Here is a 15,784-nt window from a genome sequence, read left to right on the forward strand (position 1 = left end):
AAGGAGAACGCCATGAAGCGCATCGCGAAGGCCGCGGCCCTGTCCGCCGTCGCCGGTGTGACCGTGCTCGGTGCCGCCACCGGCGCCGTCGCCGGCGGCCACGGCGGCGGTTTCGGCGGCCACGGCGGTGGCGGTGCCAACGCGCGGGCCGCCGCCATCGGCTCGCCCGGCATTCTGAGCGGCAACATCGTCCAGGTGCCCGTCAACATCCCGATCAACGTCTGCGGCAACGGCATCAACGCCGTCGCGCTGCTCAACCCGGTGGCCGGCAACGTCTGCGTCAACCGCTGACACCGCGAGAACGGCGCGAGGGGCGTACCGGGATCGTCCGGTACGCCCCTCGGCGTTCTCCAGCAGTTCCGCGGCGGCCTTTCCCGGGGAATTCGTTCCCCGGGAAATTCTCCCCCGGGGAACCGCTCACACGGATTGCGCGGCCATTTCCTCGGCCAGCGCAGCCGCGAAGGAGTCCACGTCCTCCTCGGTGGTGTCGAAGGAGCACATCCAGCGCACCTCGCCGGTGGCCTCGTCCCAGAAGTAGAAGCGGTAGCGCTTCTGCAGCCGCTCGCCGACCTCGCGCGGGAGCAGCGCGAAGACGGCGTTCGCCTGGACCGGGCGGACGACCGTCACCCCGTCCACCTCTCGCACGGCCGCCTCCAGGCGGCGGGCCATCGCGTTGGCGTGGCGGGCGCTGCGCAGCCAGAGGTCGCCCGTGAGCAGCGCCTCGAACTGCACCGAGACGAAGCGCATCTTCGAGGCGAGCTGCATGGACAGTTTGCGCAGATGCTTCATCGCCCGGACCCGTTCCGGGTTCAGCACCACGACGCACTCGCCGAACAGCAGCCCGTTCTTGGTGCCGCCGAAGGACAGCACGTCCACGCCCGCGTCGGTGGTGAACTCGCGCAGGGGCACGCCGAGGGTGGCGGCCGCGTTCGCGATCCGCGAGCCGTCCAGGTGGACGGCGAGACCGCGCTCGTGCGCGTGCTCGCAGATCGCCCGGATCTCCTCGGGGGTGTAGCAGGTGCCCAGCTCGGTGGTCTGGGTGATCGAGACGACCTGCGGCTGGGCGCGGTGCTCGTCGTCGAAGCCCCAGGCCTCCTGGTCGATCAGCTCGGGGGTCAGCTTGCCGTCCGGGGTGGCCACGGTGAGCAGCTTCAGACCGCCCATGCGCTCCGGGGCGCCGCCCTCGTCCACGTGGATGTGGGCGGAGGCCGCACAGATCACCGCGCCCCAGCGCTCGGTGAGCGCCTGCAGACCGACCACGTTGGCGCCGGTGCCGTTGAAGACCGGGAAGGCCTGGGCGCGCGGGCCGAAGTGGGCGCGGAAGACGTCCTGCAGGTGCAGGGTGTACTCGTCCTCGCCGTAGGCGACCTGGTGGCCGCCGTTGGCGAGGGCGATCGCCGCCAGCACCTCGGGGTGGACGCCCGCGTAGTTGTCGCTCGCGAAGCCGCGGGTCCGCGGGTCGTGGTGGCGGACGGCGTCCGTACGGGTATCGGTCACGGGCGGGGTGTGAGCCACTGGCGGGTTCCGTTCACTTCCTCGGCGGGCCGGCTCCAGACGTCGGCGACGGCGTCGGCCAGGTCGGTCACATCGGTGAAGCCCGCGAACTTGGCGTTCGGGCGCTCCTTGCGCATCCCATCATGCACGAGGGCCTTGATCACCAGGACGGTGGCGGCCGCGGTCGGCGCCTGCTCCCCCGCCGCCTTGCGGAAGGAGTCGCCGAGCGCCAGCGTCCACGCCTCGGCGGCGGCCTTGGCGGCGGCGTACGCCGCGTTGCCCGCGGTGGGCCGGCTGGCGCCGGCCGCGCTGATCAGTACGTACCGCCCGGCGGGCGCGGCCAGCAGGGCGTCATGGAAGGCGAGCGAGGTGTGCTGGACGGTGCGGATCAGCAGCTTCTCCAGGAAGTCCCAGTCCGCGAGGTCGGTCTCGGGGAAGGACGCGGAACCGCGCCAGCCGCCCACCAGGTGGACCATCCCGTCGACGCGCCCGTGCTCCTTCTCGATCCGGCCGGCCCACTCCTTGGTCGCGGACAGGTCCAGCAGGTCGACCACGTCGCCGGTGATGACCGCGCCGCCCGCGTCGAAGCGCGCCAGGTCGACGGCCTCGGCGAGCCGCTCCGGATTGGCGTCCGCGCCGACCACACGGGCCCCCGCGCGGGCGAGCCGCTGCAGGGTCGCGCGTCCGGCGGGACCGCCGGCCCCCGCCACCGCGATCACGGCCCCGGCCAGGGATCCTCCGGCCGTACCGCCTGCTTCCGTCATCTGCGCCGCCTCCTCCGCTGCGTCGGTCACGCGGCCACCTGACCCGTGCCGTGGGCCGTGATGCCCTTGGTCGAGGCGATCACATCACGGAGCTTCTTGGCCAGGGCCTCGTAGAACATGCTCAGCGGAAACTCGTCCGGCAGCACCTCGTCGACGAGCTTGCGCGGCGGCAGGCCGAGGTCCAGGGCGTCCGGTCCCTTGGCCCACACCGAGCCGGGGTGCGGGGAGAGGTATGCGGAGACGAGGTCGTAGGCGGCGAACCAGTGGACGAGCTTGGGGCGGTCGATGCCGTCCCGGTACAGCTTCTCGATCTCGCCGCAGAGCTGGTTGGTCACCTGCGGGGCGCGCTCCCAGTCGATGCGGAGCTTGTTGTCGGTCCAGCGCACGGCGTCGTGCTTGTGCAGGTACGCGAAGAGCAGCTGGCCGCCGAGCCCGTCGTAGTTGCGGACGCGGTCGCCGGTGACCGGGAAGCGGAAGAGGCGGTCGAAGAGGATCGCGTACTGGAGGTAGCGGCCCATGCCGTGGCCCTCGGCCTCCAGGTTCACGGCCTCCTTGAAGGTCGTGAGGTCGCAGCGCAGCTCCTCCAGGCCGTACATCCAGAACGGCTGGCGCTGCTTGATCATGAAGGGGTCGAAGGGCAGGTCGCCGTGGCTGTGGGTGCGGTCGTGGATCATGTCCCACAGCACGAAGGTCTGCTGGCTGAGCTCCTGGTCCGCCAGCAGCTCCTCGGCGTCCTCGGGCAGCGCCACGCCGAGGGTGTCCACGGCGGCGCGGCTCACGGCGCGGAAGCGGGCGGCCTCGCGGTCGCAGAAGATGCCGCCCCAGGTGAAGCGCTCGGGGGCCTCGCGCACGGCGACGGTCTCGGGGAAGAGCACCGCGGAGTTCGTGTCGTACCCGGGCGTGAAGTCCTCGAAGGTGATCGGCACGAAGAGCGGGTTGTCGTAGCGGGTGCGCTCCAGCTCGGACAGCCACTGCGGCCACACCACGCGCAGCGCGACGGCCTCCAGGTTGCGGTCGGGGTTGCCGTTCTGGGTGTACATCGGGAACACCACGAGGTGCTCCAGGCCGTCGGTGCGCTCGGCGGCGGGGTGGAAGGAGAGCAGGGAGTCCAGGAAGTCCGGCACCGCGTAGCCGCCGTCCGACCAGCGCCGCAGATCCTTGACCAGGGCCTCGTGGTAGGCGGAGTCGTGCGGGAGCAGCGGGGAGAGTTCCTCCACGGCGCGGACCACGCGGTCCAGCGCGTTGTCGACGACGGCGCGCTGCGGCGCGTCCTGCGCGGAGAAGTCGATGGAGCCGTCCTTGAGCTGCCAGGGGCGGATCTCCTCCACCGCCTGCTTCAGGACCGCCCAGGCCGGGTGCCGGACAACACCGCCGCCGGATATACCGGTCCCGCTGGTGCCCGCGCTGTCGTTCGACGCCGTCGCCGGCGACAGGATTTCCGTCATGACCCCTCCTTCACAGAAGAACCTCTTGTATGGCCACCGTATATAGGCCTGCTTCTTCCGTTCAAGTGCAGGCGGAGGAAAATCTTCCGCTCAGGGCGGCCCTCGCCGCGATTCTTCCTGCGGGCGGGCGCGCCGTTCACCCGGCGTTCGGCCCGCCGCCTCAGGGGCCCGCTAGGCTGCGCGGTGTCCGTGGACCAAACGCAAGCACCAGCACCGGAAGCGAACGAACCGTCTTGAGCTTCTTCACCGTCGGTCACCGCGGTGTCATGGGCGTCGAGCCCGAGAACACCCTCCGCTCCTTCGTCCGCGCCGAGCGGGAGGGACTGGACCAGATCGAGCTCGACCTGCACCTCAGCAAGGACGGCGCCCTGATCGTCATGCACGACGAGAAGGTCGACCGCACCACCGACGGCTCCGGCTTCGTCTCCGATCTCACCCTGGAGGAGCTGCGCGGCCTCGACGCGGGCCGCGGCGAGCGGGTGCCGGTCTTCGAGGAGGTCGTCGACGCGGTCGCGGCGCCCATCCAGGCGGAGATCAAGGACGTCGCCGCCGCCCGTGTCCTCGCGGACGTGCTGCGCGAGCGCGACCTGGTCGAGCGGGTGGACGTGCTGTCCTTCCACGACGCGGCCCTCGCCGAGATCCGCGCCTGCCTGCCGGAGGCCCGCACCGTGCTGGTCGCCGAGGGCCCGATGGGCTCCGAGATCATCCCGCGCGCCCAGGCCGTCGGCGCCCGCCTCGTCAGCCTCAGCCTGCGGCGCATCAGCCTCGCCCTGGTGCAGGAGTGCCACCGCGCCGGCATCTCGGTGATCGCCTGGACGGTCAACACCCCGCGCGAACTCGCCCTCGCCCACGCCCTGGGCCTGGACGGCGCGGTCACCGACGTCCCCGAGGTCAAGCGCGCGGTCGAGACCGGCCTCACGGACTGGTAGCCGGCAACACGCCGGACACAAACGTCCGGCATACGGGATCGCCGCGTTTTGGCGTGGACAGTGCCCGCCCGGCGGTGCCAAGGTCCCGCCATGTCTCACGCTCCCGCCTCCCGGGCGTCCTCGCGCCTCGCCGCCGCGGCGGCCCTCTCCGTCCTCGTCCTCACCGCGGCGGCGTGCGCGCCGCAGGAGGACTCCGCCTCGGGCGACACCAAGGCCGTCACGCCCGGGCCCTCGGGATCCGCGTCCGCCGCCTCGTGCCCGCCTTCCGCACTGCGCACACGCACCTCGGGCAAGCTGACGATCGGCACCGACAACCCGGCCTACGCACCCTGGTTCGAGGACAACGAACCGGCCAACGGCAAGGGCTACGAGTCGGCGGTCGCCTACGCGGTGGCCCGGCGACTCGGCTACGACCGGGCCGCGATCGACTGGCAGTCGGTCCCCTTCAACAACGCCTTCGCACCCGGCGCCAAGACCTTCGACTTCGACATCAACCAGATCTCGATCACCGACGAGCGCCGCAAGGCCGTGGACTTCTCCTCCGGCTACTACGACGTCCGTCAGGCGGTCATCGCCCTCAAGGGCTCCAAGGCCGCCTCCGCCACGAGCGTCGCGGCGCTGAAGAAGGTGAAGCTGGGTGCCCAGATCGGCACCACGAGCCTCGACGTGATCAACGACGAGATCAGGCCCACCGCGACCGCGGCCGTCTACCAGAAGAACGACCTCGCGGTCGCCGCGCTCAAGAACGGCCAGGTCGACGCCATCGTGCTCGACCTGCCCACCGCCTTCTACATCACCTCCGCCGAGCTGGAGGACGCCCGGATCGTCGGCCAGTTCGCTACCGGCGGCGGCGCGCAGGAACAGTTCGGCCTCGTCCTGGACAAGGGCAGCCCGCTCACCGCCTGCGTCACCCGGGCCGTCGACGCCCTGCGCTCCGACGGCACCCTGGCGAAGCTCGAACAGCAGTGGCTGTCCGACGCCGTCGACGCGCCGGTGCTCAAGTGACCCTCGGCGAGGACGTCCGCAAGGACCCGCACCCGTACACGCCGTCGGAGCGGCGGATCGCCCGCGAGCGCCACCGCCGTGTCCGGACCCGCCGTTCCGCGGGCATCGCCGCGGCCAGCACCCTCCTCACGGCCGTGCTGCTGTACCTCGGCATCACCCGCTCCCCCGGCTGGCCCCGCGTGCGGGAGACGTTTCTCAGCGGCCACTACGCGCGCGAGGCGCTGCCCAAGGTCCTCGAAGGGCTGCTGCTCAACCTGCGGCTGCTGGTCGTGTGCGGGGCCGTCGTGCTCGTCGTGGGCCTGCTGCTGGCGATCGCGCGCACCCTGCGCGGACCGGTGCTCTTCCCGCTGCGGGCGCTGGCCGTCGTGTACGTCGACTTCTTCCGGGGCCTGCCGCTGATCATCTGCCTGCTGACGGTGATCTACGGCGTCCCGGCCCTCCGCCTCCAAGGTGTGCCCACCGACCCGGTGGTGCTCGGCGGCACCGGGCTGGTGCTCACCTACTCCGCGTACGTGGCCGAGGTGTTCCGGGCCGGTATCGAGAGCGTCCACCCCAGCCAGCGGGCGGCGGCGCGCTCGCTCGGGCTGAGCGGCGCGCAGACCCTCCGGTTCGTCGTGCTCCCACAGGCCGTACGGCGCGTCGTGCCCGCACTCCTGAACGACCTCGTGTCGCTGCAGAAGGACACCGGCCTGGTCTCCATCGCCGGGGCCGTCGACGCCGTCTACGCGGCGCAGATCATCGCCGGCCAGAGCTTCAACTACACCCCCTACATCGTCGCGGGGCTCGTGTTCGTCGCCCTCACCATCCCGATGACCCGCTTCACCGACTGGGTCACCGCGCGGATGAATCGCCGTGAGTCGCAAGGAGGGACCGTATGACCGACGCACCCGTGCTGCGGCTGGAGTCCGTACGCAAGACCTTCGGCGGCGCACCCGTGCTGCGGGACGTCGACCTGGAGGTGGCGCCGCACAGCGTCACCGTCCTCATCGGCGCGTCCGGCTCCGGCAAGTCCACGCTGCTGCGCTGCGCCAACCTCCTGGAGGAGATCGATGACGGGGCGATCTTCCTGGACGGCGAGGAGATCACCCACCCCCGCGTGAACCCGGACACGGTGCGGCGTCGCGTCGGCGTGGTCTTCCAGGCATACAACCTCTTCCCGCACATGACCGTGCTGGACAACGTCACCCTCGCACCGCGCCGGGTGCACGGCGTGGCCCGCGCGGAGGCGGAGGCGCGGGCGCACGAACTGCTCGGCCGCCTCGGGCTGGACGGGAAGGCGCGCGAGTACCCGGACCGGCTCAGCGGCGGACAGCAGCAGCGCGTGGCGATCGTCAGGGCCCTGGCGGGCAGGCCCCGGCTGCTGCTCCTCGACGAGATCACCGCCGCGCTCGACCCCGAACTCGTCGGCGAGGTGCTCGGCGTCGTCCGCGACCTGAAGGAGGAGGGGATGACCATGGTGATCGCCACGCACGAAATGGGCTTCGCCCGCGACGTCGCCGACCAGGTGTGCTTCCTGGACGGCGGCGTCGTCCTGGAGCGCGGCACGCCCGAGCAGGTCTTCGGCGCCCCCGAGCAGGAGCGGACCCGGCGCTTCCTGTCGCGGATCGTCGAGGCCGGGCGGCTCTGAGCGTCCGCGGGCCGGCTCAGCCGAGCTTCTTCACCAGCAGCTCGAAGGCCAGGTCGTCACGGGTGGGCAGGCCGAAGCGGGCGTCGCCGTACGGGAAGGGGCTGATCGTGCCGGTGCGCTCGTAGCCACGGCGCACGTACCAGGCGATCAGCTCCTCGCGCTGGGTGATCACGGTCATGTGCATCGCGTCGGCGCCCCACTCCTCACGCGCGAAACGCTCCGCCTCGGCCAGCACGATCCTGCCGAGGCCGCCGCCCTGCCGGCCCGGGCGGACGGCGAACATGCCGAAGTAGGCGTGCCCGTCCCGGTTCTCCAGCTGGCAGCAGGCCACGATCTCACCGTCCGACTCGACCACGATCATCCGGCTCCGCTCCCCGTCGACGACGGCCGCGACGCCCGCGGGGTCGGTCCGCTGCCCCTCCAGGAGATCCGCCTCGGTGGTCCATCCGGCCCGGCTCGCGTCGCCGCGGTACGCCGACTCGACGAGCGCGACGAGCGCGGGCACGTCGGCGGTGGTCGCGGTGCGGAAGTCGGGGGTGACGAGGGGCTGTGCGCTCTCCATGACGGGGGTCCTCTCGGGTGCGGCGGGTCGTCCCGAGGCTAGCCGGTCACGGCGGGCGGCGGCGCGAAACCCCTGGCCCGTGCGTGCGCGACGAACTCCGCGGGCGGCGCGCAGCCGTGCTCGTGCACCCAGTGCCGCCACGCCAGGTCCCAGGTCCACGTACCGTCGGTGGCCAGGCCGACCGGGACGTGGTCGTTCGGGTCCTGCGCCAGCGGGTCCGGTGCCACGCCCGTCGCGATGACGACGACGCTGCCCCCGGCGAGGTGGACGGCCAGGGGGGCGCGCAGTTCCTCGGCGAGGCTCCCCGGCACCAGCTCGACCTCTGGCGCGTCCGGTATCTCACCGGCCTCCTCCACCTCGGCCCCGCCCGCCCGGAACGGGGCACGGGCGAATGCCGGCCTGCCCTGCGCGGCAGGGTTGGCGGGCCGGCGGGCGTCGAAGCGCCGGTGCTCGTCCGGCGCGTCGCGGCGCTTCCTGGCGAGCGGTTCCGCCACCCGCACGGAGACGCTGAAACCGGCCTCCTCCAGACGGGCGGCCGGCAGTCCCAGCTCCACCTCGGCGCCCCGCACGCCGTCCTCGGCGAGGGCGCGCAGGCGGGCGCGGGCCTCGGAGAGCGGCACGCCGAACAGCTCACGGACGGTCTTGAGCGCGGCGGCCACCGAGCCGCCGGGCCGCGGCTCCGCGCGCAGCACCGCCTCGCCGTGCCCGGCGATCAGCGCGTCCCGCACGTACCAGGGGATCTCACCGCGACCGCACTCCAACCCCGCGTGCTTCCCGCACGCCGCGCACGTGCCCTCCACGCTCCAGTGCAGATCCCCGTCGATGACGATCGCCCCGCTCTCGCAGCGGGCTTCCGCACCGCACCCCGGACACGTCCTGTACAGCGGGGCGATCGCGCCCGGTCCGTGAGCCATGCGGTCAGGGTGCCGGACGGCGGCCCGACGTGTCAGGCGGTTTTCCCGGGGGCTCGTGGGTAGCTTCGCGCGCATGGTGAACGTACTGAGCAGCAGGATCCTGCTGCGGCCCACCGATCCGGAGCGCTCGCGGGCCTTCTACCGGGACGACCTCGGGCTCGCGGTCTACCGGGAGTTCGGGCCCCGCGAGACGCGCGGCACGGTCTTCTTCCTGGGCGGAGGGTTCCTGGAGGTCTCCGGGCACGCCGGAGGCCCACCGGCGCCGGGTCTGCAACTCTGGCTCCAGGTACCGGACGTGAGCGCGGCCCATGCCGAGCTGGCGGAGCGCGGCGTGCGCGTGGTGCGGGAGCCGCGGCAGGAGCCGTGGGGGCTCCTGGAGATGTGGATCGAGGATCCCGACGGGGTGCGCGTCTGCGTCGTGGAGGTGCCGGAGGACCATCCGCTCAGGTACCGGCCGTGACCACAGGCGGGAGGGCCACCTCGGCCCAGATGGTCTTTCCGTCGGGCCGCTGCCTGGTGCCCCAGCGCTCGGCGAGCTGCGACACGATGAACAGCCCGCGCCCGCCCTCGTCGAGCATCCGGGCCCGGCGCAGGTGGGGGGCGGTGTTGCTGCTGTCGGACACCTCGCAGATCAACGTGGACTGGCGGATGAGGCGCAGCTGCACGGGACCCGTGCCGTAGCGGATGGCGTTGGTGACCAGCTCGCTGACGACCATCTCCGTGGTGAACGCGAGCTCTTCGAGGTCCCAGCCGGCCAGCCGGGACGAGGCGAGGTCGCGGGCGCGGGCGACCTCGGCGAGGTCGTCCGTCAGGTCCCACGCGGCGGCGTGCGTCGTGTCGAACTCCCGGGTACGGGCGATGACGAGGGCGACATCGTCCCGCGAGCCCCCGCCGATCTGCGTGTTCAGGACGTGGTCGCACATGTCCTCCAGGGAGGACATCGGCTCGGACAGGGCTTTCCTCAGGCGCCCCAGTCCCTCGTCGAGGCTGCGTCCGGGGGACTCGATGAGTCCGTCGGTGTAGAGGGCGAGCAGAGTGCCCGCCGGCAGGTCGAGCTCGGCGGTCTCGAAGGGGAGTCCGCCGACGCCCAGCGGGGGTCCCGCGGGGATGTCGAGGTACTCGGCGTTCGATCCCGGACCGACCACGGCCGGTGGCGGGTGGCCGGCGCGAGCGGCCACGCAGTGGCGCGAGACCGGGTCGTAGATCATGTACAGGCAGGTCGCGACGATGCCTCCGGTGTCCGACCGGGGATCGCGGCTCCCGTCCGGGGTCCCTCCCATCTCCTCGCGGAACCGTGTGACGACGTCGTCGAGGTGGGTGAGCAGTTCGTCGGGCGGCAGGTCCACGTCGGCGAGCGTGCGGACCGCGGCACGCAGCCGCCCCATCGTCGCCGAGGCCTGTACGCCGTGCCCGACCACGTCCCCCACCACCAGGGCGACCCGGGCCCCCGAGAGCGGGATGACGTCGTACCAGTCGCCGCCCACGCCCGCGCGCACTCCCGCGGGCACGTAGCGTGTCGCCGCCTCCACCGCCGGCTGCTCGGCCACCACCTGTGGCAGGAGGCTCCGCTGGAGGGCGAGGGACGTGTTGCGCTCGCGGGTGTAGCGCCGGGCGTTGTCCACGCACACCGCGGCCCGCGCCCCGATCTCCGCCGCCAGGAGCAGGTCGTCGGCGTCGAAGGGGGCGCGGCTGCGGGAGCGGGTGAACAGCGCGGCGCCGAGGGTGACCCCCCGTGCGCGAAGGGGTACCACCAGCGCGGAGTGCGGCGCGTTGGTGTCGGCCGCGTCGGCGATCTCCGTCATCACGGGGCCGGCGGTCATCACGTCGGGGGCCGGCGCCGATCCCTGGCACTGGGCGACGACGCCGCCGGTCCGTACACCCCCCAGGGGCAGGGCCGAGCCCGACTGCGCGGTGCGGCGCAGGGTGATCCTGTCCGTGCCGGGTCCGAGAACCGGCTCCTCGCCCTTGAGCACGCAGTCGAAGAGGTCCACCGCGGCGTGGTCCGCGAAGCCGCGCACCGCGACGTCGGCCAGTTCCTCGGCGGTCCGCGCCGCGTCGAGGGTGCTGCCGACGTACGCGCTGGCCTCGCTGAGCAGCGCGAGGCGCTCGCGGGCGATCATCAGGCGTCCGAAGCGCCTCTCCCCCGCCACACGGATGCGGCAGACGACCAGGCTGACGCCCAGTGCGACGGCCAGCGCCGTGATGGTGGTGACCTGGCTGATGAGCCCCATGACGTCGTGGAGGACCATCCCGTAGACGGCGACGGCGGCGGCCATGTTGAACAGCCCCACGATCAGCGTCCGGCGCACCGACAGCAGTGCGCTCGCCACCACGGGGATCAGCACGGCGTACTCCGCTACGCCCATGATCTGCAGGCCGGCAGCGGCGAATCCCACTCTCACGCCTGAGATCAGCACAACGCTCAGAAGGAGAACGGCGAAGCTTCTGTCGTCCCGGACCGAGTGCACGCGGGGCACCTCCCATGGCCGAGGGCGGGGCCTTGCGGCAGCCCTTCGCGCCGGAGCCGTTTGCAGGAGTCCTACACCCTGTGCCTGCCCCGCACCGGTCGCCCCCACCCCCGCGCCGCAGGACCGGCCGCCGGCCGGGACCCGGCCCGGCCGGCCCGGCGGGGGTTAACGTGAGTGCGTGGAGATATTCCATCTGCGCTATTTCGTCGCCGTCGCGGAGGAGCTGAACTTCTCGGCGGCGGCGCGGCGGCTGCACATGGCCACGTCACCGCTCAGCCAGCGGATCAAGGACCTCGAGCACGAGCTCGACCACCGGTTGTTCGACCGTGACACCCACAGCGTCACGCTCACCCGGGCCGGCGAGGCGCTGCTGCCGATCGCGCGCGACGTACTGGAGCAGATCAACTCCGTTCCGTGGCGGCTGCGCGAGGCCACCTCGTCAGGGCGCGGCACCCTGTTCCTGGGCATCCCTCTGGGGGTGCACCCCCGAGTGCGCGACCTCGCCGAGACGCTCCGCGAGCGGGTCGGCGAGAGGTACGAGCTGATGTGCTGGCCGGGCACGTCCAGGGCCCTGATCGGCGGCGTGAGCGAGGGCAGGCTCGCCCTCGCGCTGGTGCGGCTGCCGGTGGGCGATCCGGCACTCGACCTGCTGCCCGTCATGACGGAGAGGCTGGGAGCGGTGGTGCCCGCCGACCGGTTCGCGGGGCGGGACCGCGTGGCGCTGGCCGAGCTGGCCGACCTCAGCTTCGTCGTCGCCCCCAAGGAAGGCAGACCCGCGTACTTCGACGAACTCGACCGGGAAATCTTCGAGCGGGGGATCAGGAAACGCATCGACCTGACCGACACCGACTATTCCGGTATCGCCGAAATAGTGTCCAGCGGGATGGCCTTCTCCTTCTCCCTGCTCGATCCGGACAGCCCCCTGCACGGCTACGCCAGGAAGAACACACGGGTCCTGCCGTTCACGGACTTCGAGCGCCGCCTGGAGACCGTCCTGGTCTGGCGCCGCGACCGGGCCCGCGACGGGGACCTGGACGAACTCGTCGCCATGGCCCGGAAGGTCTTCGCCGAACCGCTGCACGTCTGAGCCGGGGAAACGCTGCGCGGCGGCCCCCCGGGGCCGCCGTGTTCCGCGGCGCCGTGCTCAGCGCACCCGCTGCGCCTCGGCCGTGGCGGGGATCGCTCCCCGCGCCCGCAGTTCGTCGATCTCGGCGGTGTCGAAGCCCAGCTCCGCGAGGATCTCGTCGTTGTGCTCGCCCAGGTCGGGCGCCCGCTTCGCCGGCACCTTCGGCACCCCTCGGAGGGTGACGGGGCTGTTGACGGTGTGGTCCAGCCCGGTGACACCTTCGATCGGCACGACGATGTCGTTCGCGCGCAGTTGCGGGTCCTGCGCGGCCTCTTCCGGAGTCTGGATGAGGCTGTAGTTGACGCGTTCGCGGGCCAGAGCCTCCTTCCAGTCGGCGAAGGGCCGTGCGCGGAACGCGTCGTCGAGCAGTTCGGCCAGCGCGGCGGCGTTCTTGGCGAAGCCCTCGAGGTCGGTGAAACGGGGGTCCTCTGCCAGTTCGGGGCGGTCGATGGCCCGCGCGAGTGCCGGCCAGTGCACGGACGAGGTCGCCAGCATGAACCAGCGGCCGTCGGCCGTCCGATAGGGGTTGGTCAGCGCGTTCGCCGGCATGGTGCGGTCGTGCAGCTCGAACGGCGTGCCCGCGGCGAGGGCCCCGGCCACGAGTGTTCCGGTGGCCCAGACGCCCGTGGCGAGCAGCGACGTCCCGACGTCGGCCCCTTGCCCCGTCCGCTCGCGGCGGTACAGGGCGGTCGCGATCGCCGCGTAGACCGCCGTCGCCGACGTGTAGTCGCCGCTGCCCCAGACCGGCACCGTCGGCGGGGCTCCCGCGTCCCGGGTGGAGGCCAGCAGTCCGCTGCGCGACCAGAAGGCGGTCAGGTCGAAGCCCGGCTGCCTGGCGTCGGGGCCGGCGTCCCCGAAGCCGGTGAGGTCGGCGTAGACGACCCTCGGGTTCCAGCCCGCCACCTCGTCGTAACCGAGGTGCAGTTTCTCGCGTGTGCCGTGCGGGAAGTTGGTGATCACCACGTCGGCCCACCGGACGAGGCGCTTGAGCACCTCCACGGTCGCGGGGGACTTCAGGTCGACCACCATGCCGCGCTTGTTGCGGTTGGCGAGGTGCCAGCCGTAGTTGGCCTGCGCCACGGGGCTGGGCGGCACGGAACTCAGCAGCCGCTGCGGGTCGCCCCTTCCCGGGGGTTCGATCTTGATGACGTCCGCTCCGAAGTCGGAGAGCATGGTGGCCGCTGCCGGTCCCGCGATGTAGGTCGCCACGTCGAGGACCTTCAGGCCGGTGAAGACGGATTCGGTGGTCATGTCGGTCACCCCACGAAGGCGCTGTGGCCGGTGATGGACTTGCCGACGATGAGGGTCTGCATCTGGTGGGTGCCCTCGTAGGAGTAGAGGGCCTCGGCGTCGGTGAAGAACCGGGCGATGTCGTAGTCGAGGAGGATGCCGTTGCCGCCGAAGAGCTCGCGGCACCAGGAGACGACCTCACGCATACGGGCCGCGACGTACTCCTTGGCGAGTGCGGACTGCTCGTCGCGGTACACGCCCCCGTCCTGGAGCCGGGCGAGCTGCACCAGCATGCCCCAGCAGGCGGTGATGTTGCCCAGGCTCTTGACCAGGAGGTCCTGCATCAGCTGGAACCCGGCGATCGGGCGGCCGAAGGCGACGCGCTGCTTGGCGTACTCGAGTGCGAGCTCATAGGCGCCGATCATGACGCCCAGCGACTGCCAGGCGACGCCGCCGCGGGTCCGGCGCAGGACCTCGCCGACGTCCCGGAAGCCCTTCATGTTGTGCAGCCGGTTCGCCTCCGGCACCCGGCAGTCGGTCAGGGTGATCTCCGCGTTCTGCACGATCCGCAGCGCGATCTTGCCCTCGATCTTCGCCGGCGAGAAGCCGGGGGTGCCCTTCTCGACGACGAAGGCCTTGACCTTGTTGTCGTCGACGTCACGGGCGAAGACCACGGTGTAGTCGGCGAAGGTGGCGTTGCCGATCCACTTCTTGGCCCCGTTGATGACCCAGGTGTCGCCCTCGCGGCTGGCGGTGGTGCGCATGCCGCCGGAGACGTCGGAGCCGCCGAGCGGCTCGGTCAGCGCGAACGCGCCGATCTTCTCCATCGTGGCCATGGCGGGCAGGAACCGGTCGCGCTGCTCCTGGTCGCCGCCGTAGTAGATGGAGTAGAAGCCGAGGCCGTTGTGGACGCCGAAGAAGGTGGCGGTCGAGGCGTCGACGCGGCCGAGTTCCACCGCGAGCATCCCGCTGAGCAGGTGGCTGACGGCCTGCTTGTGCTCGCCGTAGCCCTCGTAGGGCAGCGCGGCCAGTCCGCTGCTCCGGAACTTCTCGATGTACTCGACGGGGAACTCGGCCTTGGCCCAGTACTCGTTGACCAGCGGCTTGATCTCCTTGCTCAGGAACGCGCGGGCCCCGAGCAGGATCTCGAGCTCCTCGCCGGACAGCAGCGACTGGTACATGTAGAAGTCGGCCTCCAACTGGTCGTCCACCTGGGTGAGGGGCGTGGCGTTGGTGGTCATGTCAGTTCTCCTTGTCGTGCTGTGTGCGGCGGACGTCGTCCAGGGCGGCCAGGACGGCGAGTTGCTTGCGGTCGCGGGCTTCGGCGAGCTCGGTGTACGGCGTGGCGGCGTAGGCCTTCTCCACCGCTTCGATGACGCGCTCCCGGTCCTGCGGGTCCTGCGAGGGCTGCCCGAGGTCCAGTTGCTGCATGGATTGGCCGATGTGCGCGCTCATGTGGCGGTAGCCGCCGGGGCCGCCGCCCAGGTGAGAGCCGAGGAACGGCCCCACCGCGGACCAGCGGATGCCGAGTGAGTGGGTGACGACGGTGTCCAGGTCCTCGGGCGAGATCACTCCCTGCTGGACGAGGTAGACGGCCTCGCGGCTGAGCGCGCTCTGCAGCCGGTTGCCCACGAAGCCGGGCATCTCCTGGCGTTCGACGACGGGGGTGCGGCCGACCGCGGTGTAGAAGTCGACGGCCGCGTGCACGGCCTCCTCGGTGGTCCGCTCGCCGGGTACGACCTCGACGAGCGGCATCAGATGGGGCGGGTTGAAGGGGTGTCCGACGAGTACGCGGCCGGCGTCCTCCAGCCCCGCGCTGAACGCGGTCGCCGGGATCGCCGAAGAGGAGCTCAGCAACAGCGCGTGTCCGGGGGCCTCCCGGATCAGCTGGGCGAACAATTCCTTTTTGAATCCGACGCGCTCGGGCCCGTTCTCCTGCACGACGTCCGCGTCGCGGACCGCTTCGGCGACGTCGGCCGCGAGGTGCACGCGGCCGGCGAGACCGTCGGTGTCCAGGCCCTGGGCAGCCAGGTGCGGGGCGAACTCGGCGAGCGCCTCGTCGGTCGCGTCCTCCAGATCGGGGCGGGGATCGCTGACCTGGACGGTCAGTCCGTGTGCCGCGAACAGGGCTGTCCAGGACAGTCCGATGGTGCCTGCGCCGATCACGGCGGCGGTGCGGAAGGGGCGTGTCATCGCCCGTCCTCCTTCGCGGAGTCGAGG

The 15,784-nt window shown here is 71.8% G+C and carries 16 protein-coding genes; 7 read left to right on the forward strand and 9 right to left on the reverse strand.

Annotated elements, in window-relative coordinates:
- The first annotated feature begins 12 nt into the window (after nt 1-12).
- Nucleotides 13-291, forward strand: coding sequence for a chaplin (locus ACIP98_RS06820; protein WP_319658226.1), 279 nt, complete (start codon nt 13-15; stop codon nt 289-291).
- 126 nt (nt 292-417) lie between these two features.
- Here ACIP98_RS06820 and ACIP98_RS06825 read toward each other — a convergent pair whose 3' ends face one another.
- The 3 genes from ACIP98_RS06825 to ACIP98_RS06835 are packed head-to-tail and all read right to left on the reverse strand — an operon-like array spanning nt 418 to nt 3,703.
- Nucleotides 418-1,515 carry a low specificity L-threonine aldolase gene (locus tag ACIP98_RS06825; RefSeq protein WP_319658225.1) on the reverse strand — a complete coding sequence of 366 codons (1,098 nt, stop codon included), beginning with the start codon at nt 1,513-1,515 and terminating at the stop codon, nt 418-420.
- Nucleotides 1,494-2,258, reverse strand: coding sequence for an SDR family oxidoreductase (locus tag ACIP98_RS06830; protein ID WP_319658353.1), 765 nt, complete (start codon nt 2,256-2,258; stop codon nt 1,494-1,496). Before ACIP98_RS06830 ends, ACIP98_RS06825 begins: the two co-directional genes overlap by 22 nt.
- A 26-nt stretch (nt 2,259-2,284) precedes the next feature.
- Nucleotides 2,285-3,703: a DUF6421 family protein gene (locus ACIP98_RS06835; protein WP_401974110.1), complete on the reverse strand. Its 1,419-nt coding sequence runs from the start codon at nt 3,701-3,703 to the stop codon at nt 2,285-2,287.
- A gap of 233 nt (nt 3,704-3,936) precedes the next feature.
- Here ACIP98_RS06835 and ACIP98_RS06840 point away from each other — a divergent pair, with 233 nt between their 5' ends.
- From ACIP98_RS06840 to ACIP98_RS06855, 4 genes are all read left to right on the forward strand, one after another.
- Nucleotides 3,937-4,632 carry a glycerophosphodiester phosphodiesterase gene (locus tag ACIP98_RS06840; RefSeq protein ID WP_401974111.1) on the forward strand — a complete coding sequence of 232 codons (696 nt, stop codon included), beginning with the start codon at nt 3,937-3,939 and terminating at the stop codon, nt 4,630-4,632.
- 90 nt (nt 4,633-4,722) lie between these two features.
- Nucleotides 4,723-5,637 (forward strand): ABC transporter substrate-binding protein, encoded by a 915-nt coding sequence (locus tag ACIP98_RS06845; RefSeq protein ID WP_401974113.1) that lies wholly within the window; start codon nt 4,723-4,725, stop codon nt 5,635-5,637.
- Nucleotides 5,634-6,515: an amino acid ABC transporter permease gene (locus tag ACIP98_RS06850; RefSeq protein WP_401974115.1), complete on the forward strand. Its 882-nt coding sequence runs from the start codon at nt 5,634-5,636 to the stop codon at nt 6,513-6,515. The genes ACIP98_RS06845 and ACIP98_RS06850 overlap by 4 nt, the downstream gene beginning before the upstream one ends.
- Nucleotides 6,512-7,264 (forward strand): amino acid ABC transporter ATP-binding protein, encoded by a 753-nt coding sequence (locus tag ACIP98_RS06855; protein WP_401974117.1) that lies wholly within the window; start codon nt 6,512-6,514, stop codon nt 7,262-7,264. Before ACIP98_RS06850 ends, ACIP98_RS06855 begins: the two co-directional genes overlap by 4 nt.
- A gap of 16 nt (nt 7,265-7,280) precedes the next feature.
- Here the strand turns inward: ACIP98_RS06855 and ACIP98_RS06860 are convergent, their stop codons facing one another.
- Complete coding sequence (locus ACIP98_RS06860; RefSeq protein ID WP_401974118.1) at nt 7,281-7,826, reverse strand: GNAT family N-acetyltransferase; 546 nt, start codon at nt 7,824-7,826, stop codon at nt 7,281-7,283.
- A gap of 38 nt (nt 7,827-7,864) precedes the next feature.
- The gene (locus tag ACIP98_RS06865; protein WP_401974120.1) at nt 7,865-8,740 is read right to left on the reverse strand and encodes a hypothetical protein; all 876 of its coding nucleotides are present in this window, start codon (nt 8,738-8,740) and stop codon (nt 7,865-7,867) included.
- A 73-nt stretch (nt 8,741-8,813) separates the two neighbouring features.
- Here ACIP98_RS06865 and ACIP98_RS06870 point away from each other — a divergent pair, with 73 nt between their 5' ends.
- Nucleotides 8,814-9,200, forward strand: coding sequence for a VOC family protein (locus ACIP98_RS06870; protein ID WP_319658216.1), 387 nt, complete (start codon nt 8,814-8,816; stop codon nt 9,198-9,200).
- On the opposite strand, the gene ACIP98_RS06875 is transcribed toward ACIP98_RS06870, so the two are convergent.
- Nucleotides 9,184-11,136, reverse strand: a complete 1,953-nt coding sequence (locus ACIP98_RS06875; protein ID WP_401974122.1) for a SpoIIE family protein phosphatase — start codon at nt 11,134-11,136, stop codon at nt 9,184-9,186. The two genes, ACIP98_RS06870 and ACIP98_RS06875, sit on opposite strands and share 17 nt — an antisense overlap.
- Nucleotides 11,137-11,386: 250 nt before the next feature.
- Between ACIP98_RS06875 and ACIP98_RS06880 the strand changes: the two genes are divergently transcribed.
- Complete coding sequence (locus ACIP98_RS06880; protein ID WP_401974123.1) at nt 11,387-12,295, forward strand: LysR family transcriptional regulator; 909 nt, start codon at nt 11,387-11,389, stop codon at nt 12,293-12,295.
- A gap of 57 nt (nt 12,296-12,352) precedes the next feature.
- Here ACIP98_RS06880 and ACIP98_RS06885 read toward each other — a convergent pair whose 3' ends face one another.
- The 3 genes from ACIP98_RS06885 to ACIP98_RS06895 are packed head-to-tail and all read right to left on the reverse strand — an operon-like array spanning nt 12,353 to nt 15,757.
- The gene (locus ACIP98_RS06885) at nt 12,353-13,585 is read right to left on the reverse strand and encodes a CaiB/BaiF CoA transferase family protein (RefSeq protein ID WP_401974125.1); all 1,233 of its coding nucleotides are present in this window, start codon (nt 13,583-13,585) and stop codon (nt 12,353-12,355) included.
- A gap of 5 nt (nt 13,586-13,590) precedes the next feature.
- Nucleotides 13,591-14,805 (reverse strand): acyl-CoA dehydrogenase family protein, encoded by a 1,215-nt coding sequence (locus ACIP98_RS06890; protein WP_319658212.1) that lies wholly within the window; start codon nt 14,803-14,805, stop codon nt 13,591-13,593.
- 1 nt (nt 14,806) lies between these two features.
- On the reverse strand, nt 14,807-15,757 hold the full coding sequence (locus ACIP98_RS06895) for a 3-hydroxyacyl-CoA dehydrogenase NAD-binding domain-containing protein (RefSeq protein ID WP_401974127.1): 951 nt from the start codon (nt 15,755-15,757) through the stop codon (nt 14,807-14,809).
- Nucleotides 15,758-15,784 lie beyond the last annotated feature (27 nt).

Source organism: Streptomyces sp. NPDC088354 (assembly GCF_044753585.1).
In the GTDB taxonomy this organism is placed as follows: domain Bacteria; phylum Actinomycetota; class Actinomycetes; order Streptomycetales; family Streptomycetaceae; genus Actinacidiphila.

Excerpts from the sequence above, each read along its gene's own strand:
- ACIP98_RS06820 (WP_319658226.1), top strand. The coding sequence starts at position 13 with ATGAAGCGCATCGCGAAGGCCGCGGCCCTGTCCGCCGTCGCCGGTGTG.
- ACIP98_RS06830 (WP_319658353.1), bottom strand. The coding sequence starts at position 2,258 with ATGACGGAAGCAGGCGGTACGGCCGGAGGATCCCTGGCCGGGGCCGTG.
- ACIP98_RS06835 (WP_401974110.1), bottom strand. The coding sequence starts at position 3,703 with ATGACGGAAATCCTGTCGCCGGCGACGGCGTCGAACGACAGCGCGGGC.
- ACIP98_RS06845 (WP_401974113.1), top strand. The coding sequence starts at position 4,723 with ATGTCTCACGCTCCCGCCTCCCGGGCGTCCTCGCGCCTCGCCGCCGCG.
- ACIP98_RS06855 (WP_401974117.1), top strand. The coding sequence starts at position 6,512 with ATGACCGACGCACCCGTGCTGCGGCTGGAGTCCGTACGCAAGACCTTC.
- ACIP98_RS06860 (WP_401974118.1), bottom strand. The coding sequence starts at position 7,826 with ATGGAGAGCGCACAGCCCCTCGTCACCCCCGACTTCCGCACCGCGACC.
- ACIP98_RS06865 (WP_401974120.1), bottom strand. The coding sequence starts at position 8,740 with ATGGCTCACGGACCGGGCGCGATCGCCCCGCTGTACAGGACGTGTCCG.
- ACIP98_RS06870 (WP_319658216.1), top strand. The coding sequence starts at position 8,814 with ATGGTGAACGTACTGAGCAGCAGGATCCTGCTGCGGCCCACCGATCCG.
- ACIP98_RS06885 (WP_401974125.1), bottom strand. The coding sequence starts at position 13,585 with ATGACCACCGAATCCGTCTTCACCGGCCTGAAGGTCCTCGACGTGGCG.
- ACIP98_RS06890 (WP_319658212.1), bottom strand. The coding sequence starts at position 14,805 with ATGACCACCAACGCCACGCCCCTCACCCAGGTGGACGACCAGTTGGAG.
- ACIP98_RS06895 (WP_401974127.1), bottom strand. The coding sequence starts at position 15,757 with ATGACACGCCCCTTCCGCACCGCCGCCGTGATCGGCGCAGGCACCATC.